This window comes from Armatimonadota bacterium (assembly GCA_023511795.1).
Lineage (GTDB): Bacteria > Armatimonadota > UBA5829 > DTJY01 > DTJY01 > JAIMAU01.
In genome coordinates this window covers 1-25,687 of sequence record JAIMAU010000005.1, presented here as the reverse complement: position 1 = coordinate 25,687, position 25,687 = coordinate 1, and the positions used below count along the sequence as shown (strand labels likewise).

Genomic DNA, 25,687 nt, shown 5'->3' with positions numbered 1-25,687 from the left:
GGTTTTCAAAATGTATGTTGGGCGAATAGTCGCTGTAGGGATGACTAGTAAGCCATTTGTTGCATATAGGGTTTCATCACGTTCGTTTCCAAACCGAGTTGCTAGAATTACCGATATAGGTGTTGCTATCCAGCCATTAGATTCCGAGGATTTGAAAAAAAACCCTTATATAGCTTACAACTGCATACGCGTATCGAAGAATGGAGTTGTAGTCTCAAATGGTTCGCACACTGACCCAATTTGGGAGAAACTTGAGGGTGGAGTCGAACCAGAGACAGCGTTGAGTGACGTGCTTGCTGAGATGGGTTACGAAAGGGATGAGCTGAACACACCTCGAATTGCCGGGATTGTGAAAGATTCAGTGGGCTACATTGGGATTGTTCGTCCGGATAAGGTGGAGACTGCTCATTTTAACCTGAAGCCTAATTCTTGTCGAATAATTTGCACTTATGAGATGAATAAGGTAGAAGATAAAGATTATCCCTTTTTTGCAGAAACTCCTCTTGAAGCAGCTAAGTATGTTGTAGATAGTGGTATTTTCGCAAACCTAGAAAAACCCATATGTGCTGCAGCTTGGATGGAAAAGCTAGCAGTATTTAATCCATTTGAAATTGGCAAAATAAAGGGATAAGATATCAGCCTTCTGAAAGGATTTTTATAAATCTGGCTCAATTTTGGTAACAATCGGTGTCAAATTGGTTGAAAGCGGCTAGTGAACCATTTTATCGGCCTGGCAGCTTCGCTGTCATTCGTTCAAGCTTTGGTTTGGTGGCTACCAGCTTTCCGTCTATGAATAGGCTATACCCTTTTGGGCAGCCTTTATATCGCTTGCCATCCTCCCTTAAATCAAAAACAATAGTTAGCTGATGACCTTTGTATGGGATTTTGTCCAGCCTAAAATAGTTCCAAGGTATGTCAACAACAGGGAAAAGCTCAACCTCATCGTCATTCCTTGGCACCAAACCTCCTACTAGTGTGATGATTAAATTATTGTATGTGGAATGAAAGTAGTCTGGGCATCCAAACATTTGTCCATCATCTGCGTTTCCTTCTTCTCGGATATTCGGTTGTTTCCAAATCCCTTTATCCTCATAATGAAGATTTGTGTATGAATCGAGAAGCTCCCAAACATGCTTCCGTGAAACGGCTGGAGCCATGTATCTCCGTATTCCCTGGGCAAGCGCATTGGCAACAATGCTATTTGCATGAGGCCAGACGGGACCATTCCAATTGCAAAGCACAACTTTTGGGGTGAACATTGGACACTTCATTGTGCAGGTGGTAAGCTTCCAAGGTCCCCAAAACTCTTCTGGATTCAAAATAGACTCGAATGCTCCAACTTGCGTTTTCTCTGGAACTTCGAATGCAAACGGATAAATGCCGACAATTTCTTTTACCATTGCTTTTTGGTCATCTGTGCCAGTTTTGATTGAATAGAAGAAGTTTGTATCTGCATCCCACATGAGTGTATTGAGCGCTTCTTTAATTTTGTCAGCCAAAGCATCAAATTGTTTAGCTCTATTTATATTGCCTAGTTCGCGATACATATTTGCCACAGCGCGGGCGTTTGCGTAGTAATAGGCTGTGTAATCGGGTCGGTAGAGGTTTGTTTCCTTGCTTCGGTCATAATTGTCGAAGTAGAACCAAGCAGGTTGCCATTCCATGCCTGTTGCCCAGTGACTTGGTGGATTGAGAAGATAATCGCATAGAGGCCTATTGGTATCGAGTCTGCCGCGGAAAGCGCATTCAGTGTCTTCTGCCCATGCTGGTAGAAGTTTCGCTAATCTCTTTTTATCCGGATGCACGAGGTAAGTATTCCATAGTGTGCTTGAAATCCAATGGGTATATCCTCCAAACCTTCTACCATTTGGCTCCCGACGTTTGCCGAGAATTTCTGCTTGACCATAGGCGTACTTGCCATCGCGTAACCAGCGAACTTCATCCATTATGTGAGGCGCAGAATAAGTTATATGTCGCGTATATCCGCCGCGCTTACCTTCATAGAATCCAGGAATGCCATCTTCTTCTTGATAGTTTACTTTAACTAAAAACCAGCGGTAGTACCAGCAACGTGTCCATTTTGCGTCTGGGCAGTCGAAGATTGGTATATTATCTGCAAGCCATTTCTCTGCGGCTGCTCTGTCGGCATACTTGTGAATACGCAAAGCTTCAGCAAATCGCTTAGCCCCCATCATAGTGCTGAAAGGATATCTTGGGAGGAGGTCAGGTTCAAGTGCAAGAGGCGCTAAAATTTTCGCCATCTCACATACTGATTTTGGTGTTTTGTTCAAAGGCGCGGGTTCGTCAATTGGAATTAGAGGCTCCTTATCAAGTCCAAACATAGCTGCTAATTCTTTAACTTGCCTTTTATTAAGGGCAATATTGTAAATCATTACATCAGCAATTATCCCTCGGAATCCTTCACCAACGTTCCATCCCCCGATTGTCCAATTGTCAGGATCTTTTGGCCATGCCATAACTCTTGATGCTCCAACCTCAGAACCATTGACATACATTCGTGCGTTTTGTTCTTCGTCCATGGTAACAGCGATATGGAGCCATTGGTCCTCGGGCAGGAATTGTTCAACGTGCCAATCATGACCCCAGATAGCAAGCTTTAGTTGATTTGTGGAGAATACTAGCCCACCAGCACCTGCAGATCCGATAATTTGACCAAACGAGGTGGAGCTACTTTTTATTCTTGCGGCGAGTGTGAAGTTTGAGCGGAATAGCAACTTTGGAGCGCTTCCAATTTGGACATTTCCATTTCCATTAAAAATGACCCCTCCCGTTGGTGCCCAATTACCGTTATTCAATTTTCCATCAGCAGACGGCTGGATGGAATCGTGCATTACATTGCCTTTACCTTCGTTCATTTTGTACCAGGCTACCAAATGTTTGGAAACAGGAGGAGAAATATCAGCATAGCTTGGTAGGCATGCAAGTACTGCAAGAATAAGAACTACTGTAAGGCATCTATTCATAGTAGACCCCCTCATGTTTTGCAATCAAGATTTGATTGTTTTAACAAAGCGGTTTACGGGTACTAAATTAGGCAAAAGGAGCCTTGGCATGGCATACGAATTACGAATTTCATGGTTTTCAGTTATAGTAATAGGTTTAATTGTGATATTGGTTGCTTTAATTGGAAGCTACTTTAGCAATCAAAACAGGGATTGGTATGAACAGCTGAAAAAGCCTCCGTTCCAGCCACCGAATTGGGTATTTCCAATTGTATGGAATGTTATATTTCTACTTGCAATTGTGTCGCTATCGCTTGTATGGAATAGCCGCCCACACACGAACGGCACATTTTGGGTGATAAGCCTTGCTCTCTTTAATGGCGTTTTAAATATTGCGTGGTCGGCACTATTCTTTGGAAACCGCATGGTATACCTTGCAATATGGGATGCGGCGGCGATTTGTCTCTCTGTAATAGGGATAATTATTATTTCTTGGCGTATTTCACGCATTGCATCTTTTCTTTTCATCCCATATGCCCTCTGGACTGGGTTTGCAACGTATTTAACATGGGTGATTTGGCGTCTTAATGTATGAGTTTATTTCCACAAATCTCTTTCTTCTGCCAGGTTTTTAGGATGATTCGGCAGGTTAAGGTTACCTTTACAGAAAATTCTAATTAATTTTCTTCTGTAAGGCTTTCTCAATTGCAGCTCCTAATTTTCTTCTCACTTTTTCAAGTTTAAGCGGATCTAGCTCATAATATGTTAGCGATTTTGCTACTGTGCGGATGTATTGGTTCGTTGTGCTAGAGCCAACCAAGTTATTAGCAAGACATAGGTATTCGAAGTCTTCGATGCCATCGCGAATTACTTCCAACCGAAGCGACGAAACCGGGCCGTCAATTCCAACGGGTTTTCCAGGATATAAGAGCGAACCGTCGCCGAATATATTTGGGTTTATGTTTTTTACTGTCATCATTGACTTCCATGGATCATCACATCCTGCCCAAGGCATCCAATAAGTCGTTGACCAGTAAAGGAGTCCGTCAATGCCTTCTCGTTTCTGGTGCCAGAAAAGCATTCTGTGTTTCATTGCTTCCTGTTGAACAAAGAAATTCGAATATGGATCGCCAGGCCCACAGCAAACATACCACCAAACATCTTCTCCGGCGTTCTTGCGGGTCCTTATCATTGGCCGGGTACGCGGTTCAAGGTCGAAATAGTGTTCGTTTGGACACCAGATGTTTATCTGCCCGATTGCAAGGTCCCAAATGGTTTTTCCTTCTGCAAAATCTGGTCCTCGGAAGAAAGGCGCCACAATGCGGTATCTTGGTTCAATTGCACGTAAGCGGTCTGTAATTTGTTTTAGCTGGTTGTAAGCGTTTTTATCGACCGGCTCATCAAGGGGATAAAAGTAGCCTTTTCGAAACCAGTTATTTTCGATGAGATACTGAACTAGCGATTTGAGTTTTGCATCATCTTCGATGTAGGGGATGATATACGAAGTCATCCGCGGATCATCTAGATATGCCTTTGCATCAGGCGACATAAGGTCAACCGGGATATGGTACGGTGAAATTTTATGGTCGAGAAGCATCTCATGGTATTTCTTATGTAGCTCTAAAGTCTTATCAGCGTCGCCAGTAGCGCCGTGGGTTCGAGCGACTGATTCCATGGTGATGCCGAAAGCCGTCACACAACTGGGTGTCTTAGGTAGGGTAAAGTCCCAAACATGAAGTTTGATTGCTATGTTTAACGTAGACCTGCCTGCTGTTACCTTAATGCTTCCTTTGTATTCGCCTGCTGGAATTCCCTCAGGTACTTTGACTGTAACCCATATTGGTTGGGTAACGTTAGGCTGAAGGTCGAAGGGGCGAAGAGGCGGCAGTGGATCTGGATATGGAATTGGTGGGTCCATTATAGGCACATATGAAACAAGGCCTAACCAGATGTTTGTACTTGGAATAACGCCTTTGCCTTTTACCTGCTTGAGGTCAGAAGCTTCGACTCCAATGTTTCGTATGGTCTTGTTAGACCTTAGGCATATTTGAAAGGATTCCCATTCGTTGTGTGCAGCGCAAAGATCGGCGGCAGATGGCGCTTGCTCGGAAGGTAATGCATCTTGTAGAATTTTCTTTGCTGATGGTTCAATCCAAAGCCGGTATTCATTTGTTGTCGCAGACGCTGTACCTAATAATATCATGAGGAGTAGGACAGCGGCAAAGTTTAAGTACGCCATAATAACGCACCTCCAATAATTATCATCTTTCAGTTCAGCAGGCTGGCAAGAATTCCCTGCTTTGCACTGAGTTATCCTTTAATGCATGTTCGTTACTTTTAAAATATTCATGTTGAAACTAAATGGCTAGATTTACAAAGCTTTTGAAGGTAATTAGGGGAGCCAAGTGAAAAATAATTGCGGAGGTTTTATTATGAGAACTTTTTTTCTATGGATACTTGCGGTGTTGGTGTTACTAGGTATTGACGCATGTCCGGCAGATTGTAAATTTCCAGGCAATGTCGGGGCTTATATGAACTTGCGCGATGGTTCTGCTGAAAACATTTCTGCTCTTATCAACGAGGCTGCAGATTTGGGAATTCAATTTCTTATGCCTATTGCCAAGTCCACAAGCGGCAAAGCATACTACAAAAGCGAAATTATTCCTGAAGCACGTCCCGGCTCTCCGGATATGTTAAAAATCGTTATAGACGCTGCACATAAACGAGGACTCAAAGTTTATCCTTGGATATGCGTTAATTGCGATGGTGGAGAACAACCATCAAAAATTCTCGAAGAACATCCAGAATGGCGAGTTGTAAGCATTGATGGAAGAAGCGGTGGTTATATTGACCCTTCTTCGCAGGAAGCACGCGATTATGTGTGCTCTGTAATAAAAGAAATTGTAAGCAAGTACGATGTGGACGGAATCAATCTTGATTATCTGCGTTATCCAAGCGGCCGCAATTGCTTCTGTGATAGGTGTGTGAAACTTTTTAAAGAAGCAACAGGCTATGATGCACGTGATGCGGACAAAGCTATGCCAGGAACTGATAAATGGCGCAAGTGGCGGGCTTGGCGAATGAAGCAGATAAATTTAGAGATGGAGCAGATTCGCAAAGTTGTTGACGAGATTAAGCCTGGACTGCCGATTTCTAGCTATGTATGGGGAGTGCACACCTACAGTGAGAAATACCAGACCTGTCAAGATTGGAAGACATGGATCAAAAAAGGTTGGCTCGATTGGATTAATCCTTCTGGCTACATTTACAATATGAAGTCTTTCTCCGACCGCGTGAGCCAAAATCGCTCGGCTATACCCAAAGGCTTCCCATATTTGGTAACTATTGGTGTGATTACAAGTCATGGTAGGCTTAACACCGTAGACGAAATCAAAGCTCAGATAAATGAAGCAATGAGGCTGGGCGCCGATGGCATAGTGTTCTTTACACTCGAATATACAAAGCCGTTTCTAAAGGACCTATCTTCAACGTTAAGGCAACTAGGAAAACATGCTTCTCAGACACATTAACTTTTCATCCTTTTTATGAATTGCTATGCTAAAAAGCATCGGCGGAATACGAAGGAAAAAATCTTTTGCCAGTTTAATAGCACTTTTGTTGGAAGCAAGAGAAAGCTTGCTAATTAATGTTTCCGGACTAATGCATTGTAGTTTTTGGAGGTAAAAGTGCCAATAGAACAACCCATGCTCCATGATAGAATCGAGGAGCTATTGCTCCAAAAAGCTCGACAGCGCTGGAATGAAATAGGCAATTTGCGCTGGTGGGGCACTCGACAAATCGAAAAAATCCTAATACGCGAGACTACCGCATATGAGAAGATAGATGAGGCGTTGAACGCAAGTGACTGGCGTATTATCAAGGTCGGTGATGAGTGGGCTGGCGGTGGTGAGTTTGCTTGGTTTCGCTTCCAATTTACAGTTCCAAGGGAATTCGCTGGTAAGACGCTTGTAGCATTGTTTCGTTTCGGAAAGACAGGTTGGTTAGGTGGCGAAGGATGCCTCTTTATAGACGGCATTCCATACCAAGGGATAGATCCCAACCATCCGGACGTAATTTTGACTGAAAAAGCAAAGCCTGGAGAGAAATTTGACATTGTGGTGGCATGTGTTTCCACCCCAGTTTGGCAGGGCATCAAACACAAGATGGTGCTTGAGCAAGCAGATATTGCAGTGCTGAATACCGATGTTAAGGACTATTACTATGATCTTGGATTCATTCTTGGGATTGCCGAATCCTTGCCAAAGGGAGATAGGCGTCGCGCAAGAATAGTTCGGATTGCTAATAAAAGCGTGGATTCGTTCAACCCCGACGCAAACAGTTTTGACGCACTTGCAGAAAGCGCAAGAAACGCGGCAAGGATACTCATGCCCCTATACAAGGCTCCTGCAAACGCAAGCTCCCTTGAATTTGCATGTAACGGTCATTCTCATATTGACGTGGCTTGGCTATGGCCATATGCGGAGACCATACGCAAGTGTTCACGCACATTTTCAACTGTTGACCGCTTAATGGAGGAATATCCGTATTATCTTTTTACCCAAAGCCAAGCTCAGCTCTACGAGTTTACAAAAGAACATTATCCTCAGCTTTATCAAAAAATTAAAAAGCGCATAAATGAACGAAGATTTGAGCCTCAGGGAAGCATGTGGGTTGAGGCAGATTGCAATCTTACGTCAGGTGAATCCCTTGTAAGGCAGATTTTGCTTGGCAAGAGTTATTTTTTAGATGAATTTGGAATCGAAACAGACGTGTTCTGGCTACCAGATGTATTTGGATACAGCGCCGCATTGCCACAGATTTTAAAGCTTGGTGGAATTAAGTATTTTTCAACTATCAAGATAAGTTGGAGCCAATTTAATAAGTTTCCCTATTCAACCTTTTGGTGGGAGGGAATAGATGGAACGCGGGTTTTAGCTCATTTTCCTCCTAGCAACGACTACAACGCAAGGATTGATCCAGGAACGCTTCGAGGAGCGGCAGAGAATTATAGAGAGAAAGATAGATCGGATATCGCCCTTTACCCATATGGTTTTGGCGATGGCGGGGGCGGGCCAACTAGAGAACATTTGGAGCATCTGAAGCGTGCTGCAAATTTAGAGGGCGTTCCTAAATGCAAACCGTCGTGGGTTAGCGACTTTTTCCATGAGCTAGAGAAAAGAAGTGAGGACCTTCCCACATGGGTGGGCGAGCTCTATTTGGAGTACCATCGGGGTACGTATACCACCCAATCGCGAAACAAGAGAGCGAATCGAAAATCAGAGTTGCTCCTTCGTGACGCTGAAATGGCATGCGGCCTTGCATGGCTTCTTGCGAAAGCTGAATATCCACATGAACGGTTTACACGTGCTTGGAAGCTCATTTGCAAGAATCAATTCCATGATGTAATTCCTGGAACCTCGGTTACAGATGTTTACAAAGACACAGCCATTGACTACCAAGAAATTGCCGAAATTGGCGAGAAAATGCGAGCCCAGGGTCTGCGGGTAATTGGCGCATCAGAGGCAGATGGTAATCAAATTATTGTTTTTAATAGCCTAGCATGGAATCGGTCGGATGCAGTCTGCTTGAAGGTACCTGGGAATGCAAAAAATTGGCACGTTGAAACTATTGATGGTCAGGTGCTTCCATCACAACCGAAAGCTGGAAACGCATCGGAACTTTGGTTCGAACCGCAGGCACTACCTGGCATAGGACTTTGCTCATTTAAACTTGTTAAGGGCGTACCAAGGATAGCTAAGGCAAACATAAAGGTTTCAACATCATGCATGGAAAACTCTTTCTACCGCGTCAAAATTGACCGGCAAGGGTTAATAACCTCGATTTACGATAAGCGGGCAAAAAGGGAGGTGCTTCCCAGAGGAGCCCGTGCCAATCTTTTCCAGCTATTCGAGGACAAGCCGCTTTCTTGGGATGCATGGGATATCGAGTTCTACTACCGCGATAAAGGCAATGATATAACCGACCTTACGGAAATTACGGTAGAAGAGGCAGGGCCAGTTCGAGGCTCTGTGAGAATGGTAAGAAGGTTTGGGAACTCTCAGATTGAGCAAAGGATTGTACTTTGGGGCTCAAATCCAAGAATTGATTTTGAAACGCATGTTGACTGGCATGAAGCGACAAAGATGTTAAAGGTTGCTTTTCCTGTGAATGTTCATGGAAACAAAGCGAGATACGAGATTCAATTCGGAAGCGTTGAGCGCCCAAATCATTGGAATACCGGTTGGGACTTTGCTCGCTTTGAGGTTCCTGCTCAAAAGTGGGTTGATCTCTCGCAAGCGGATTACGGAGTTAGCCTCTTAAACGACTGCAAGTATGGCCACGATATATACAGCAACGTAATTCGGCTAACTTTGCTCCGTTCACCAAAAATGCCAGATTCGCAGGCTGATATGGGCGAGCATGTATTTACATATTCACTTCTGCCCCACCAAGGCGACTGGATAGCAGGGGAGACTGTGCGCAGGGCATATGAGCTAAACGTTCCTATGACGGCGTGGCTTTCGGAGGATAAACCAAGATTCAGCGGAAGTCTGTTATCCGTAGATTCGCCAAATGTGATTGTTGAAACAATAAAGAAGGCAGAAAGGGAAGATGCGTTAATCATGCGATTGTATGAATGCTCAGGTGGTCTTGCAGAGGTCACGCTTACAGCAGGCTCTTCGATTTCTCGTGCGGCAGAGTGTGACCTTCTTGAGAGAGATAAGAAAGAACTTGAAGTTGATAATAATAAAATCCAGCTATCATTTACACCTTTTGAGATTAAGACGGTTAAGCTGGTCGCTGGCTAAAGGAAAAGATTAGTTTAGGATAATTTCTTCTGTGTTTGAAATGCGTAATTTGTGTTTGGACATGAGACCTGCCTAAAAAATGTAAGTAATGAGTTTTACATAAGCGGATGAGACTATTATTCGCTTAGAAAGGGCTTTTCGCCCCATTCCAATCCAAATAGCTTCCTCCAATTATGGAGGAGCACAGGGGTTTGGAGTCTTTTGTTAGCACAAAAGCATAGCGACCGTCGGTTAGTAGCGGCCGTTCCCCTATATGGGGCTCAATTGAGATCCAGTCAGTAACTCCGTCATGATTGACTTCTATCAAACCCCTTTTCAAAGTTGCCGTTACCCTTAGTGAACCTAGGTATGGAAACAAAATCGCAGTAAATGTTGCCGTTTTGCCTTTTTTGTGAGAAACTATCAAAGGTACTTTTCGCGTTCCCAATTCGGCAGGACATTCGGTAGAATATACTAGCGATGGAGAATCATCAAGCATGATAAGACCAAGCCCTCCATCTTTAGTCTTCCACCTTGCTTGCCATGGTCCTTTGGGGGCGAAAGAAGCTAACTGCTCAACGTATTTGTACGAAATTGGAGGGGCATCTGTAGTTGGAACCATCCTTATTGTAAGGTCGCCTTCACATCGGAGGAACCAGTCATAGGAATGCTCTTCTTCGCTTTCTAAGTAGTCAACCACAATAAAATAATCTTCAACGCGAATTACCGTGCGGCGATGAAGCACCCCAGGATAAGCTTCCTCAGTTTCAGCTTCGGCAACTTCAAAAAAATCACCTGAATTAAAGCAAGTAAGCCGGCGTTCCTTTGTCGTAGCTTGGTTTTTGCAATCTACGACTACCGTGTTGTGAGCTGGAGTGCTTACATACCATTGCATAATTTCAGAGCCGTAACCAGGTGTTCCATAATCTAGAACAAGCGGTTTGCCATTTGCAAAAAGAGTGATTCCCATTTTATCGCGTTGTCCGTGTCCGAGATGCGGTCCATAATCGAAGGTTATCATGTTTCCGTTCTGAGAACGCAGGACAGCTATACCTAAGACAGGGAAATTAATTGATTTAAAACTCGGCTCTTTGAAATTCTTGTCAAGAGATCTGCCGTGTAACAGTGCCCAAAGACTTGACCTAGGGGATTTGAGCTTGTCATAGCCTTGTTTTAATACCCAGCCTAGCATTGGGTCATCATATCTTGCATAGGCAAGTTCATAAAGACCAAGCGGCAAGAAAGATTTGAACCACCCATCGTTGATTGCAGGAAGTTGAAAATTGGGATATGCATAATTAAGTGGAGCGATGAACATTGCCTTGAGCCCTTTGCCTGGTTTTGCTTCCCAGTTATAGAGGTCAGTACCGTTGTGAAGTGCTGCCTCCGCAAGGTAGAGAAATGCATTCATTGGATAAAAATGGTAGGTGTGGACTGACTCGGGCCAAAGGCCGTCATCTCCAAGTTGTTTATCTATTTGCGACTTAAAGCTTTCCAAAGCATATTGAATAAGCTCTTTGTCCTTTATTGCATAGCCGATTACGCCTACTGCCGAGAGATGCCATGAGCCCCAATTGCCACCAATGCCCATGTTACGCAGTCCCTCAGCAACAGGCCGAAATAGCTTTGTCTCGATTTTTGTTTTTTCATTTTCTGACAATTCGTTGTAGACCAAATCATAGGCAGCGGCAAGTGGAATGACCCAAACTGCTTCACAAAGCGATTGGTACATAATACCGCCAGCAGTTGGGGAAGTATGGGGTCCGGGGTAAGCATTTGTATATTTTATGAGAATTTCGGCAGCCTTGCGAGCATACTGGATATCTCCTTCCAAAACATGGGTGAGAGCTAAATTAAATGCGGCAACCGATAGCTCATTATGAGCTCGCCAGCGTACCGCACCATCGTATTTTTCGCCTTTGTATATTTGTCCACAGACTGGGCATTTATAGCCTTCTGGTCGTGGTTTGAGATCTTCGGGGAGTTCCAGCATGTTGCCATCTTTGCAGAAGAAATTATGAAAGTGCCCACTCCTTTCAGGAATTTGGATGTCAATATTCAGCCACCTATCGGCTGTGGCTTTGATGGATGTGCCGCCTAGGAACATTGGCCGTCCTGAATCTTTTTCATAAAGTTCTCGTTTCCATGAGACTGTTTTAACTTCCTTGCGTAGTCTAGCGATTTCTTTCGCGTTGAGGAAAACGGACGGCCTTTCTAGATTCATTGTGGTTGCCCCTAGGTTGCTTATCGCTGAGATGATAATGACAATTTTTATGAAGAGCTTCTTTTTCATTCCAAATTTTTATTAGGCATTGGGTGGCAGAAAACCTTTATGGGTTCAAAGTTGGTTGATAAGTTATAACAGGAAAAATTGGAGAAATGTTTGCAAAACAGGCTATTTAAAACACAGCCTTTAGCTTATCGCCGACGCCATGCTCGGCGGCGATTGCCCTTAGACGCTTTCCTAAGTCTGCGCAATACATGCGATATTCTTCTTTGTTGAAAAATAAGCGGTGGTAGTGATTTATTAACTGCGGATAGTACCTTCTTAAAAACAGCAGTACCGAATTCCAGACTCCTGGCCGTGGGTTCAGCTTATCCGCGTAATAATATTCAAGAGGCAGGGGTGCAATCGAAGAAATAAGTGAACTAAGAGCCTCGTCAGTGTCTGAGAGCTCTGGCATGAACGGACCGAGGAAGGCATATGCTCTGATTCCTTTTTCGCATGCTCTTTCCAATGCTGCAATCCGCTCATAAGTCGGTGAGGCACCAGGTTCAATAAGGAACCTCAATTTCTCATTCGCTGTCGTTAGGGTGCTCCCTACCTCGCAATAGGGGTATCCTGCCAAAATGTCAAAGTCTCTGGTCACCAATTTGCTTTTTGTTAGCACTGCAATACTAAAACCGGCTTCTATCAATCTCTTTAGGCATGAACGGGAAAGCTCATATCGTTTTTCGACTGGTTGGTAGGCATCGCATACGGAGCTGAAGAATACAGTTCCTGGGCGTTTTCGCTTGACCTCCCGCGCTAGAAGTACGGGAGCGTTTACTTTAATATCTAGAAACTGGCCCCAGCGTTCTTCGTGGTTCGTAAAGCGCTTCATAAATCTGGCATAGCAGTAAATACAACCATGTAAGCAGCCAGTATAGCAGTTGACGCAATAGTTAGAAATACCTGACTTGCATAGTATAGATTTTGCGATTACCTCTCGAATTACAGCCATTTGAACCTTTCAATATTGGATGTGGCATGGCTCCCTGAAGAATTAAGATAAACGGAGCATTAAATTGCAAAAGCTAAAAGTTTATTTTATGGAGCATAGCGCTCAAGCTTTCCTGCAATTTCGCGAGAAACCTCTGCTTCAATAAGAATGCCAGTGGTTGTGTATTCTGCTTTTAGTACGCGACCATTTTCATAACACAGCGATACGAGGTCACTTCGCTCGTAAGGGATATTCAGCGACATTCGAACCAAAAGACTTCTAAGAGTTTTAGAAAGCAGGTTCATTAATTGTCGAATTCCTTCTCGGTTTTTGGCTGAGATATAGACGCTATTTGGGGTTTCTGCTACAAGCTTGCGTAGCACATACTGGTCTTTGATGAGATCGCTCTTATTAAAAACGGTTACCATCGGCTTTTCATGCGAATTTAGCTCGTGGAGAACATTGCGAACAGCTTCCATTTGAGCTGTCATTTGTGGATGGCTCGCATCCACAACGTGAATTAGAAAATCGGATTCGGTAACTTCTTCAAGAGTGGCTCGAAAAGTAGCTACTAGTTCGTGAGGTAGCTTACGAATGAAGCCTACTGTATCGGTTATCAACACTGCCCATCCGTCGGGAAGCACGACGCGCCTGGTTGTTGGATCAAGGGTGGCGAAAAGTTTTTGGTCTACTAAAACTTCTGATCCCGATAGGGTATTCAACAACGTTGATTTTCCTGCGCTTGTATAGCCAACAAGTGCTGCTGTTGGGAAAGGTAGCTTGCGGCGGCTCTCTTTTTGGACGCGCCGATGTTGGCGAACCTCCTCAATTTCTTCGGAGAGGTCCGCAATTCGCTTTCTAATTCGCCTCCGGTCGCTTTCGAGTTTTGTTTCACCAGGCCCTCGCGTTCCAATACCGCCGCCGAGACGGCTCAATGCCTTGCCGCGGCCTGTGAGTCTTGGCAAAAGATAGTTGAGCTGGGCAAGCTCGACCTGAAGTTTACCTTCGTGCGTGTGTGCTCGTTGTGCGAAGATGTCAAGAATAAGCTGAGTGCGATCAATGACGCGTATCTCTAGGGTTTCCTCCAGGTTCCTTTGTTGAATAGGAGTAAGATCGTCATTTACCACGACAAGATCTGCTTCTTTGCTTTTAGCTTCAGCAAAAAGCTCCTCAGCTTTTCCTTGCCCAACATAGTAGGCAATATCCGGCTTTGCGCGCTTCTGGTGAAATTCGCCAGCAACTATTGCGCCCGCGGTTATTATTAGTTCTCTCAGTTCATCGAGCGACCAGCGGTTAGATTCTTCTTCAGATACATCCAGATTTACTATAATCGCTCGCTCAACGTGTCTAATCTCATGCATTTCCAACCATATTATACCCTGCAATTATTATTTTGGCGAGTTGGTTGACTCTGCTGAGGGCGTTGCGTAGAATAGGAAGAGATTTAGAATTCGCCCTCTTTTGGAGTGTGGGTGAGAGGGCTGTTGCTAATAATGACTGAAATCACTCGACGCGAATGGCTAAAGATTGGATTGACTCTTGGCATGACCTTTGTTTTGCCAGCGTTTTCATATTCAGAAAGGAAGACGGAATCAAAAATGAAATTAGGTCTCGTGACTTACAACATCGCCAAGGATTGGGATATCCCAACCTTAATCGAAAAATGTAAAATGATAGGATTGCAAGGAGTCGAGCTTCGAACAACGCATGCGCATGGAGTGGAACCTTCTCTGGGGAAGCTTGAGCGTGCAGAAGTTAGAAAGCGGTTCGAAGATTCAGGAATCGTCCTTTGGGGCCTCGGCTCAGTATGTGAGTTTCATTCAGACGACCGTGCTGTTGTAAAGCAAAATATTGAAACATGCAAGGATTTTATACTACTGGCCGAAGATGTCGGAGCAAAGGGTGTTAAAGTTAGGCCAAACTCTCTTATGGAAGACAAGGGAATTCCAGTAGAGAAAACGCTAGAGCAGATTGGTCATGCATTGAGAGAGTGTGGTAAGATTGCTATGGACCATGGGGTTGAATTATGGCTTGAGGTGCACGGTCGGGGAACATCACATCCGCCGTATATAAGGAACATACTTGATTATTGTTCCCATCCGTCAGTTGGCGTCTGCTGGAATTCTAACGCAAGCGATATTAAGAATGGTTCTGTAGCTGAGTACTTCAACCTTTTGCATAACGAGATAAAATCTTGTCATATCAACGAACTTTGGAATACGAACTACCCATGGCGAGAGCTTTTTTCGCTGCTTAAAGCTTCAGGTTATGATAGATTTACGCTTGCAGAAATACCAGACAGCCCAGATTCCGAACGTATCTTAAGGTACTATCGCGCACTATGGATGGAGTTGATTAGATAATGACAACCAGAAGAGACTTTCTCAAATTGGGTGTAGGGCTGGCCGCTGGGGTTGTTTGTAGCACAAATATTGCTAACAGTGCAGAATCAATCTCTCGCAAAGGTGGCCCCATTTTGAAAGTTGGTTGTGCCGCATATTCCTATAAAAAGTATCTTACAGCAAAAGAAAATCCCATAACGCTGGAAGACTTTCTTGATACTGCAGCAGAGATTGGTTGTGATGGAGTTGAAATTACATCCTATTATTTTCCGAACCCCGTTACTACGAGCTACCTAAACCGTTTAAAGCGAAAAGCTTTCCTGCTCGGTCTCGAAATTACCGGGATGTCGGTGCAAAATAATTTCTGCGTACCTCCTGGAAATATGCGTGAAAAGGAAGTGTCCGCTGTTAATGAGTGGATTCATCGTGCGTCAGAACTGGGGGCGCCCTGCATTAGAATATTTGCCGGGGACCCCCCTAAAGGTACTTCAAGCAAAGATGCTGCGCGCTGGGTGGCCGAGTGCATTGAAGCCTGCGGGGATACAGCCGAAAAACACGGCGTCATGCTAGCTTTAGAAAATCATGGAGCATTTACTGGCAACATAGAAAATTTTCTGGCAATTATAAAGGAAGTAAAAACAAGTTGGTTTGGTGTCAATCTTGACACAGGCAATTTCCGAGGCGACGACCCATATAGATATAGAAAAAGCTGCGCCATTTGCTATAACAACTCATGTAAAAACAACAGTTTCACCCCAAAAGCCAGCTGATTACAAAATGATAGCTAATATACTCAAAAATGTTGGTTATCGGGGGTATCTCATTTTGGAGTACGAAGCCTCAGAAGAGCCAAGGATAGCTATTCCGGAAATTGTTCGTGCCCTGAAAGGGGCAGTTTGATTTTGTTTTAAAGGAAAGGAAGTGCTTTTTATGCAAAGGATTTTTCGAATCACTAGTTTTATAATTATCACCGTTTTAATCACTGCAGTGTCTGCTGCATATGCAGCAAAAACACCGAAGGTTTATTTGTGTTGTGAGACATACAGTGTTAGAAGCTTGATGGGAGAGGGCGAGAGGAAGTATACCCCCATAACCGTGATGAAGCTTATGAAGGAAATGGGCATGAAAGGCGTTGCTCTAAATGATATTTGGATGAAATCCTACGACAAATCCTACCTTGACCAGATTAAGAAAGCGGCTAAGGAAAACGGCATAATAATCGCGGCACTTATCTGTGAAGGAAATCTAGCTACCGATGATGAGGAAGCAAGAAAGCGCCAGATAGAAGTAAACAAAATGAAGCTTCGAGCGGCAGGATACCTTGGGGCTAAAGTAGTCAGGTTCGATCTTGGAGGCACTGGCGATCCAGTACGTGATGGCACAGTAGGCGTCCAGCGTGTTATCGATGCGTTCAATCAACTTATCCCGCTTGCAAAGGAAATGAATGTGAAGATTACTATTGAAAACCATGGGGGAGTGTCAAAAAAAGCTGATTGGATTATTCAAATCATCAAAGGAACAGATCCCAAATGGGTGGGTTCTTGCTTGGATTTTAAGAATTGGCCCAAAGACATACTCTATGAAGAAAATGCAAAGCTTGCTCCATATGCATATCATACTCATGCCAAGGCCCATTCATTTAACGCGCAGGGCGAGGAAGAGAGTGTTGAGTATGGAAGAATCCTAAAAATGCTTAAGGATGCGAAATACAAGGGCGCCATCTCAATTGAATACGAAGGCGGTGGAGATGAGATTGCCGGAGTGAAAAAGACAAGAGATTTGATACTAAAGTATTGGAAAATGTAGTTTTCGAATGATTGAGCTATTTGCTTTTTACAGATAGTAATCTGTGGCAATTTACATATACTTTCATTTGAAGTAGCAAGATTTTATGAATGTAACAGGATTGGCACTTTGTGCATTCATTGCAATTGCTTTTATCACGATCTCATGGGCAGATGAGGCGAGGCCGGTTGTTGTATTGGCACCGGAGTTTGAGAAGCTAATCCCAAAAGATGCAAAGGTTGAAAAGGTAGCTGGAGGGTTCGAGTTTCTTGAAGGACCCGTGTGGCATAAAGACGGATACTTGCTATTTAGCGATTGCCATCAGGTAGGCATTTACAAGTGGGACCCAGCCACCGGCAAGACAAGCCTGTATCGGGAAGTGCCAGGAAACTCGAATGGACTCACCTTTGACAACGAAGGGCGACTAATAGCCGTTGAATATGGCATGCATAGGCTTACACGCGAAGAGAAGGATGGTAAAATTACCGTGCTTGTTTCTGAATATCAAGGCAAGCGATTGAACACGACAAATGATGTTGTAGTTAGGTCGGACGGAAGCATATATTTTACCGACCCACCTTATGGTGTAAAAAAGGAAGATCGTGAGCTAGATTTTCAAGGTGTATATCGTCTTTCACCTGAGGGCAAGCTAACTCTTCTTGTTAAAGACTTTGACTGCCCCAATGGCTTGGCGTTCTCCCCTGATGAGAAGACACTATATATTGCGGATTCATCTGCACGAATGCATATCAGGGCTTTCGATGTAAAGGAGGATGGAACATTAGCGAATGGACGCCTTTTCACCGTTTTAAAATCTCGAGACCCCGGTTGCCCAGACGGGTTGAAAGTTGACACAAAGGGTAATGTTTGGACTACTGGACCAGGAGGAATTTGGGTTTTTGATAGGTCTGGCAAACATCTTGGCATAATTAAAACTCCTGAGGTGCCGGCAAACTGCGCCTGGGGTGATTCAGATGGCAAAACCCTCTATATCACCGCGCGCACCAGTCTCTACCGTTTTAGAACCAAGGTGGAGGGAAATCGTCCTTGGATGAAGGGGAGGCAAAACAATAAGTCAAACCTCAAATGAAAAAACTTTTTGCCAAGAGAAAGGCACATGCTATATCGTGCAGCATTCAAAGCAAGTTGACATTTTGGGGCATAGCTGCACTCGTCATTGCAACCATTCTAGCCTATATTCCCTCAATTAATAATGGCTTCGTCTGGGATGACAATACATATGTAATCCATGGACGGATAATGAATTCGCCAAACGCATTATATCGCTATTGGTTTACCAGCGATTCGGTTGATTACTATCCTCTTTCCTATACCCTTTTTTGGCTAGAGTATCGAACTTGGGGTAAGAACGCAGTTCCTTACCATATTATAAGCGTAATTCTGCACGCCTTAACCTCGGTTGCTGCATGGATGGTGTTGAAGCGTTTGAAAATCCTTGGAGCATTTGCAGCAGCATTGATATTTGCTGTTCATCCAGTAAATGTTGAATCCGTAGCCTGGATGTTTCAGCAACGCACCATATTGCCAGTGGTTTTCTCGCTTGCGGCTTTGCTTGCTTACATGCGTTTTGAGGACAATGCTAAGACATTTTGGTATGGGCTTTCATTGTTATTGTTTTTGTTAGCTTTGCTAAGCAAGACTTCGGTTGTAACCCTGCCATTTGTCATTCTTTGTTTGACATGGTGGCGTAAGGGAAGTATCAAGAAGTATGACATAATCAGAGCTGTTCCGTTTTTTGTGACAGCCGTGGTTCTGGGGTTTGTCACGGCATGGGTACAAGCTAACCGAACGATTGCTGGCGAGGTTATTCGGCCTGAAGGATTAGCCTCTCGCATAGCCGGAGCCGGTTGGGCGGTATGGTTCTACTTTTTCAAAGCTTTATTTCCATATAGACTTTCTTTTGTTTATCCAAGGTGGGAAATAGACCCGCATTCAATAGTTTCGTATATTCCATCTTTTATGGTAGTGGTTTGCTTTGCTGTATTCTGGATTTATCGCAATGGTTGGGGGCGATCGCTACTTGTCGGATTTGGATGCTACGTTGTTACTCTATTGCCAGTTCTAGGGTTTCTTGACATTTACTTCATGAAATATTCACTTGTTGCAGACCATTGGCAATATCAGTCAATACTATGCATAATAGCGCTCATAATAGGTGGGATTGTGCGACTAACTGGAATCCGCACAGGATATGCAACAGCTTTGGTAGCCGTCGTAATGGCTGTATTTATCACATTAAGTTGGCGGCAGGAAAGCATTTATAGAAATGAAATAACTCTTTGGCAAGATACGATTGCAAAGAATTCGACTGCCTGGATGGCACATGTCAACTTAGGGCTTGCGTTCGCCGAACGTGGTATGGTAGAGAGGGGAATTGCTGAGTTCAATCGCGCTCTAGAAATTGACCCCAGTTGCGTTGAGGCACTTGTATCGCTTGGGGCTATCTATAATGAAAAGAAACAGTTTGGCCAAGCGACGAACTATCTAAAGCGTGCATTGAAGTTCAAACCAAATAATCCCCAGGTGCATTACAATCTTGGTGTTGCGCTAGCGGGAAAAGGAGATATACGCGGAGCTTTGGCTTTTTATCGAAAGGCGATTAAGTTGGACCCTGGGTTTGCAAAAGCATATGCCAACCTTGGAATAGTTCTTGTTGAACTAGGGAGGTTAGACGAGGCTAGAAAATACTTTGTCACCGCTATAAGGTTAGATCCAAACTCACCTCAAATGCATAACAATATCGGCGTTGCTTTGGCAAGATGCGGATTAATTGAAGAAGCAATTGTGCATTTTCGAGAGGCTGTGCGTTTGAAACCAGACTATGAATCAGCCCAGCGAAATCTCACATATGCGCTCAGGGTAATTAGACAATCTTACTGAAGCTCGCAATATCCGTTGAAGTTTATGAAAAAATTATCATTCATAGCTTTTGCAAGCGGTAATAATGCAATTATCTTAGGCGTACTTGCAGTTGCAGTTGTTGCGATAATTGCCTATATGCCTGCAATTAATAACGGGTTCATTTGGGATGATTACGACAGCTTTCTTAATAGTCCTCTGATTAAATCTCAAAATGCATTTTATAAGTTATGGTTTACAACAGAGAGTGCCGATTATTACCCTTTGGTCTACAGCTTATTCCGCATAGAGTATCAACTTTGGTGAATGAACCCACGTCCATATCATCTGGCTAACATTTTTATACATGCTTTGGGTTCGGCGCTTCTTTGGTTGGTTCTAAGCAAGCTTAAGTTTCCAGGAGCATTTGTTTCAGCATTGGTGTTTGCAGTTCATCCTGTTAATGTCGAGGCAGTTGCATGGATATTCCAGCAACGAACTACACTACCGATGGTCTTTATGCTGGTTGCAATCCTTGCATACCTACAATTTTACACAAATTTTAGGGCACGTTGGTATATAATCGCCTTGGTTGTATTTCTGCTGGGATTGCTTAGCAAATCTTCCATCGTTATGCTTCCTTGCGTTCTTCTTGGGTGTGTTTGGTGGCAAAGAGGCAAGATTGTGCGACGTGATTTAATTTGGAGTGCGCCTTTTTTTATCCAAGCGTTGGCATTTGGGATACTTACGATATGGTTTCAGTCACATAGAGCAATTGGCAGTGAAATTATTAGAAACGATAATTTCCTTCCCGAATGGCTGGGGCTGGATGGGCAGTGTGGTTCTATCTCTACAAGGCTCTAATTCCATATAAGCTCACCTTTGTCTACCCGAAATGGAATATTAATTCCAAATCAATTATTTCTTACATGCCCCTGGCAATCTTGGTTTTTTGCCTTATAGTCTTTGCAAAATATAGAAAGAGTTGGGGCCGTCCTCTTTTAGCTGCTTTTGGTTACTATTTCTTGATGTTACTGCCAGTTCTAGGCTTTTTTGATATTTATTTAATGAAATTCTCGCTTGTGGCTGACCATTGGCAATATGTTGCTATCCCTGGAGTTATCGTTCTTGTCATAGGTACTGCAGCTTTTATATTTAAACGTTTTGGAAGAAATGGTATGCTAATTGGGACAATTGGAGCCATTGCCATAGTTGGGTTGTTAACCGGGATAAGTTGGAAACAGGAGAAGATCTATAAAAATGAAGAAACAATATGGCGTGACACAATTGCAAAAAACCCAACAGCTTGGCTAGCGCACTACAATCTCGGTCTCAGCTTAGTTGGAAAAGGAAAGCATGATGAAGCATTCGAACACTTTAGGGAAACTTTGAGGTTCAACCCACGTTATGCAGAAGCGCATAATAACATAGGCCTTATTCTTCAAATACGTGGCGAATTGAACCAGGCCGTAGTGCACTTTCGGAAAGCATTGGAAATTAAGCCGATAATGGCTGAAGTACATAACAACCTTGGCAATGTGCTTGCGGATTTGGGACAATACGAAGAGGCTATGCGCGAGTATGAAGAAGCCATTCGGATTGATAGATATTTTGCCTCAGCATACAATAACCTAGGTGTAGTTCTTGCAAGCCAAGGTAGTTATGACGAAGCAATTATTAGGTATAAGCAAGCTATCGAATTGAAACCAGATTATCGGGAAGCGCATCAAAACTTAGCAGTTGCATTCTTTGCGAAGGGGATGTATGAAGATGCTTGGAGGGAGGTTCGGTGGTGTAGGAAATATGGAATGGCGGTTAATCCAGCATTTATAAGGGAATTGTCCAAAAAGATGCCAGAATACTTGGTTCGTTAGGCTATGGAGATTACAGTTCGTTTTAAAGGATTTTTTAAGCGAAATGAGTTGTCAATCCTGGGCGCAGTAGCAATCGTTTTGATGGTTGTAGTCGCATATATTCCTTCTATGGATGGAGCGTTCATTTGGGATGATGAAGCTAACGTTACCCAAAATATGACGCTCAGAAGTTGGAAAGGTCTTGTTGAGATATGGACTAATCTTCGTGCAAATCAGCAGTATTATCCGTTGACGCACACTAGTTTCTGGATTCAATACCATTTATCGAATCTCAACCCTTTTGCATACCATTTGGCTAATATTCTGCTTCATTCTCTGAATGCAATTTTATTTTGGTTCATCCTAAGACGGCTTTTAATCCCCGGAGCGTGGCTTGCGGCGGCAGTATTTGCAATTCATCCGGTTCATGTAGAGTCGGTAGCATGGATAACGGAGCGAAAAAATGTGCTCTCGGGTGCATTCTATTTTGCTTCTATGCTTGCCTATATCCGCTTTGCCGGGCTTGATGGCACTTCTGGTTCGCCGCGCTGTTATTGGCTGGCATTTGTGCTTTTCATTTGTGCGGTCCTTAGCAAAACGGTTGTTTCTACTCTTCCTGCAGTGCTCTTGATACTTATTTGGTGGAAGCAAGGCTGCTTGAAATGGAATGATATACTTCCTCTTGTTCCTTTTTTCTTGCTCGGAGGCGGAATGGGGCAGCTAACGGCATATCTTGAGAAACATCACGTTGGAGCAGTCGGTGAAGAGTGGAACATGCCACTAATTAATAAAATCCTCGTAGCAGGAAGAATACCCTGGTTTTATGCTTGGAAGCTAGTATGGCCTATTAATCTCACGTTCAATTATCCAAAATGGCATATTAATCCGACTGAGCCGTTGCAGTATATATACCCCATAGGGGTTGTCATCCTCATAGTTTTCCTTTTTATGTTGCGTAGGGTGATTGGAACCTCACCGCTTGCCGCAGTCTTGTACTTTGGGGTAACGCTGGTGCCCGCGCTTGGAATCTTTAATGTCTATTTTATGCGATATTCTTATGTTCAAGACCACTTCCAATATCTGGCAAGTGTCGGGATTATAGCGCTTATTTCTGGAATGCTTGCTACTGTAGCAAAAAAATTGGGGTCGGTAAGTTTCATCGGCGTAGCACCAATATTACTGATTCTAGGGGTTCTCACATACCGCCAATGTTTTATTTATAAGGATTGTCAAACACTGTGGCTTGACACTATTGCCAAAAATCCGGACTCATGGATGGCACACAACAATCTGGGTAACGAATACACACATCAAGGAAAGTTGGACCTGGCAGTAAAGGAGTATAAGGAAGCTTTAAAAAGCAACCCCAAAGAGCCGGAGATATACTACAATTTGGGTACAGCGTTGGTGAGATTGGGGAGAATTGACGATGGTATCGAACAGTATAAAATCGCTCTTAAACTAGACCCTAATTATTCCGATGCACACAGCAATCTCGCGGTATCCCTTGCTGCTAAAGGACAAACAGACGAGGCACGAAAACACTATGTTATAGCACTTAAGCTTAATCCTCGAAATGCGAATGCTCATTATAATTTTGGGACACTGCTTGCTATGGAGGGGAAGGTTGATGAGGCAATTAGCCATTATAGACGTGCATTGGAGCTTAATCCAGACTTTGTCGAAGGGCATTATAATCTTGGCGATATTTTAAGCCGCCAGGGGAACTATGAGGAAGCAATTCAACATTATTCTAAGGCAATCCAACTCCGTCCAAACTTTGCTCAGGCACATTTGAGCTTAGGAGCCCTATTAGCTTTAATGCAAAATTATGATGAAGCAATCAAACATTTAAAATACGGCCTTGAGCTTTCTCCTGAAAATGCCGAGGGTCACTACAACCTTGCAGTGGCATTTTACTCAAAAGGAGATTACGCTGCGGCATGGGAGGAGATTCGATTGGCTAAACAATATGGAATGAAACCGAATCCAGCCTTTATTCAGGCGCTATCAAAAGAGATGCCTAAGCCGCGGCTAAGTGAATGAAAAGAAGACGCGTTCTAAAAGGCAGCAGTCTACACTTTCGATTGTTGTTATTTGGCATCGCCGGCATACTTTTGATTACGGCAATTGCTTATGTACCAGCGATATGTAATGGGTTTGTATGGGATGATAATGTCTTTATTATTGAAAGTCCCATAATGAATTCTCCCAATGCACTTTATCGTTATTGGTTTACGACGGATTCTCCTGACTACTATCCATTGGTATACACGCTCTTTTGGATTGAGTATCAAATTTGGGGCAAAAATCCCATTCCCTACCATATTGTGAGCATATTTCTGCATGCTTTGGCATCAGTCCTATCTTGGTTAGTGCTTAGGAGACTTAGAATACCAGGTTCGTGGTTTGCTGCCTTAATATTTGCTGTCCATCCGGTTAATGTTGAATCAGTAGCGTGGATTTTCCAGCAAAGAACGACGATGCCAATGGTATTTTCATTGCTTACGATACTGGCATATCTTCGTTTTGTTGTTGAAGGCAAAGCTCGCTGGTATATTTCTGCGCTAATAACTTTCACACTTGGCTTGCTAAGCAAGACATCAGTAGTAATGATGCCGCTTGTTCTACTAGGATGTATTTGGTGGGAAAGCGGCAAAGTTCAGCGCAGGGACATAATTAGGAGCATACCGTTCTTTGTATTGGCGATAGCGTTTGGATTGGTTACGGCATGGGTTCAGTCACATCGGGCAATCGGTGAAGAAGTAGTAAGGGCGGATAATTATTGCGGGCGGTTAGCAGGTGCAGGTTGGGCAGTGTGGTTTTACCTTTATAAAGCTCTCATACCTAGCAACTTATGTTTTGTATATCCCCGGTGGAATCTAGATTCAAGTTCGATAGTCTCATATATTCCCACACTTGCGGTATTTATGTGGTTTTGGATTTTGTGGAGGTATCGCAGAAGTTGGGGACGCCCACTGCTAATGGGGTTTGGTTATTTTGTTGTAACTTTACTACCTGTGTTAGGATTTCTAGATATTTACTTTATGAGATATTCTTTGGTAGCAGACCACTGGCAGTACATCTCAATCTTGGGCATAATTGCCCTTGTTGTTGGGGTTATTGCTAGTTTCGCTAATAGGGCAGGTTATGCTGGGAAGTTAATTTGTGCCGTCATTGGAGTATTCGTAGTTTCGCTGTTTATGGTATTGAGTTGGAATCAGGAAAAAATTTATAAGAATGAGGAAACTCTATGGACTGATACGATTAGAAAGAACCCTGCTTGTTGGATGGCTCACAACAACCTAGGTAGAGTCTTGGCAGATAAGGGCAAAACTAAAGAAGCAATTTCTCACTTTAAGGCTGTGCTTCATATTAAGCCAGATCATGTCAATGCTCATTTTAATATTGGTGTGCTCATGGGAGAGCAAGGAAATCTAGATGTTGAGATCGCAGAATACCGAAAAGCATTGAAGATTAAGCCCGATTTCGCTGATGCCCATAATAATTTGGCTGTTGCATTATATTACAAGGGGAGATATGCTGAGGCATGGCGGGAAGTTGAGCTTTGTCGCAAATATGGAGGCAAGCCCGACCCAACTTTTATTGAAGCCCTTGAAAGAAAAATGCCCCGCAGCGCTGTTCCCAAGTAAATGAAAATAACTTGACTTACTTAAAGCCCTCATGTTAGATTAAACCCACATCTGCGATGAATAAAAAAGCCGCAAAATGTAGACCAACCATCTTCCAGGATTTCAACAAAGCTGAACGTAAAGTTATTGTGCTGGGTATAGCGGCAATTGTCATTATGATTGCTGTTGCCTACATCCCGGCAATGCAAGGAGGATATATCTGGGACGACGACGTCTATGTTACCGAGAATACGCTTCTAAC

At 43.5% G+C, this 25,687-nt stretch carries 19 protein-coding genes; 14 read left to right on the top strand and 5 right to left on the bottom strand.

The features are described from left to right. The first annotated feature begins 10 nt into the window (after positions 1-10). Positions 11-631, top strand: coding sequence for an IMP cyclohydrolase (locus K6T99_06430; GenBank protein MCL6519452.1), 621 nt, complete (start codon positions 11-13; stop codon positions 629-631). Between the two features lie 91 nt (positions 632-722). On the opposite strand, the gene K6T99_06425 is transcribed toward K6T99_06430, so the two are convergent. Beyond that, complete coding sequence (locus K6T99_06425) at positions 723-2,984, bottom strand: hypothetical protein (protein ID MCL6519451.1); 2,262 nt, start codon at positions 2,982-2,984, stop codon at positions 723-725. 88 nt (positions 2,985-3,072) lie between these two features. Between K6T99_06425 and K6T99_06420 the strand changes: the two genes are divergently transcribed. After that, a complete protein-coding gene (locus K6T99_06420) occupies positions 3,073-3,558 on the top strand; it encodes a tryptophan-rich sensory protein (GenBank protein MCL6519450.1) in 486 nt (161 codons plus the stop codon). Positions 3,559-3,636: 78 nt separating this feature from the next. Here K6T99_06420 and K6T99_06415 read toward each other — a convergent pair whose 3' ends face one another. Then, entirely contained in the window at positions 3,637-5,202 is a 1,566-nt protein-coding gene (locus tag K6T99_06415; GenBank protein MCL6519449.1) for a DUF4091 domain-containing protein, read from the bottom strand. A 193-nt stretch (positions 5,203-5,395) separates the two neighbouring features. Between K6T99_06415 and K6T99_06410 the strand changes: the two genes are divergently transcribed. Beyond that, a complete protein-coding gene (locus K6T99_06410; GenBank protein MCL6519448.1) occupies positions 5,396-6,493 on the top strand; it encodes a family 10 glycosylhydrolase in 1,098 nt (365 codons plus the stop codon). Between the two features lie 156 nt (positions 6,494-6,649). Then, positions 6,650-9,772 carry an alpha-mannosidase gene (locus K6T99_06405; protein ID MCL6519447.1) on the top strand — a complete coding sequence of 1,041 codons (3,123 nt, stop codon included), beginning with the start codon at positions 6,650-6,652 and terminating at the stop codon, positions 9,770-9,772. A 124-nt stretch (positions 9,773-9,896) separates the two neighbouring features. On the opposite strand, the gene K6T99_06400 is transcribed toward K6T99_06405, so the two are convergent. The 3 genes from K6T99_06400 to hflX form a co-directional block, all read right to left on the bottom strand. Continuing rightward, a complete protein-coding gene (locus tag K6T99_06400) occupies positions 9,897-11,975 on the bottom strand; it encodes a heparinase II/III family protein (protein ID MCL6519446.1) in 2,079 nt (692 codons plus the stop codon). A 175-nt stretch (positions 11,976-12,150) separates the two neighbouring features. After that, on the bottom strand, positions 12,151-12,975 hold the full coding sequence (locus K6T99_06395; GenBank protein ID MCL6519445.1) for a radical SAM protein: 825 nt from the start codon (positions 12,973-12,975) through the stop codon (positions 12,151-12,153). Positions 12,976-13,061: 86 nt separating this feature from the next. After that, positions 13,062-14,315, bottom strand: a complete 1,254-nt coding sequence (gene hflX / locus K6T99_06390) for a GTPase HflX (protein ID MCL6519444.1) — start codon at positions 14,313-14,315, stop codon at positions 13,062-13,064. Between the two features lie 237 nt (positions 14,316-14,552). Here hflX and K6T99_06385 point away from each other — a divergent pair, with 237 nt between their 5' ends. The 10 genes from K6T99_06385 to K6T99_06340 form a co-directional block, all read left to right on the top strand. Then, positions 14,553-15,317, top strand: coding sequence for a sugar phosphate isomerase/epimerase (locus tag K6T99_06385; GenBank protein MCL6519443.1), 765 nt, complete (start codon positions 14,553-14,555; stop codon positions 15,315-15,317). After that, complete coding sequence (locus K6T99_06380) at positions 15,317-16,066, top strand: sugar phosphate isomerase/epimerase (protein ID MCL6519442.1); 750 nt, start codon at positions 15,317-15,319, stop codon at positions 16,064-16,066. Before K6T99_06385 ends, K6T99_06380 begins: the two co-directional genes overlap by 1 nt. Before the next feature lie 160 nt (positions 16,067-16,226). Next, complete coding sequence (locus K6T99_06375) at positions 16,227-17,102, top strand: sugar phosphate isomerase/epimerase (protein ID MCL6519441.1); 876 nt, start codon at positions 16,227-16,229, stop codon at positions 17,100-17,102. A gap of 85 nt (positions 17,103-17,187) precedes the next feature. After that, positions 17,188-18,171 (top strand): SMP-30/gluconolactonase/LRE family protein, encoded by a 984-nt coding sequence (locus K6T99_06370; protein MCL6519440.1) that lies wholly within the window; start codon positions 17,188-17,190, stop codon positions 18,169-18,171. Then, positions 18,168-19,982 (top strand): tetratricopeptide repeat protein, encoded by a 1,815-nt coding sequence (locus K6T99_06365; GenBank protein ID MCL6519439.1) that lies wholly within the window; start codon positions 18,168-18,170, stop codon positions 19,980-19,982. Before K6T99_06370 ends, K6T99_06365 begins: the two co-directional genes overlap by 4 nt. Before the next feature lie 285 nt (positions 19,983-20,267). Next, a complete protein-coding gene (locus K6T99_06360; protein ID MCL6519438.1) occupies positions 20,268-20,804 on the top strand; it encodes a glycosyltransferase family 39 protein in 537 nt (178 codons plus the stop codon). Between the two features lie 203 nt (positions 20,805-21,007). Continuing rightward, positions 21,008-21,814: a tetratricopeptide repeat protein gene (locus K6T99_06355; GenBank protein MCL6519437.1), complete on the top strand. Its 807-nt coding sequence runs from the start codon at positions 21,008-21,010 to the stop codon at positions 21,812-21,814. Positions 21,815-21,817: 3 nt separating this feature from the next. Beyond that, entirely contained in the window at positions 21,818-23,839 is a 2,022-nt protein-coding gene (locus K6T99_06350) for a tetratricopeptide repeat protein (protein MCL6519436.1), read from the top strand. Next, complete coding sequence (locus tag K6T99_06345) at positions 23,836-25,446, top strand: tetratricopeptide repeat protein (protein MCL6519435.1); 1,611 nt, start codon at positions 23,836-23,838, stop codon at positions 25,444-25,446. Before K6T99_06350 ends, K6T99_06345 begins: the two co-directional genes overlap by 4 nt. Before the next feature lie 56 nt (positions 25,447-25,502). Continuing rightward, positions 25,503-25,687 (top strand): hypothetical protein (locus K6T99_06340; GenBank protein ID MCL6519434.1); only part of this gene is annotated, 185 nt, incomplete at its 3' end.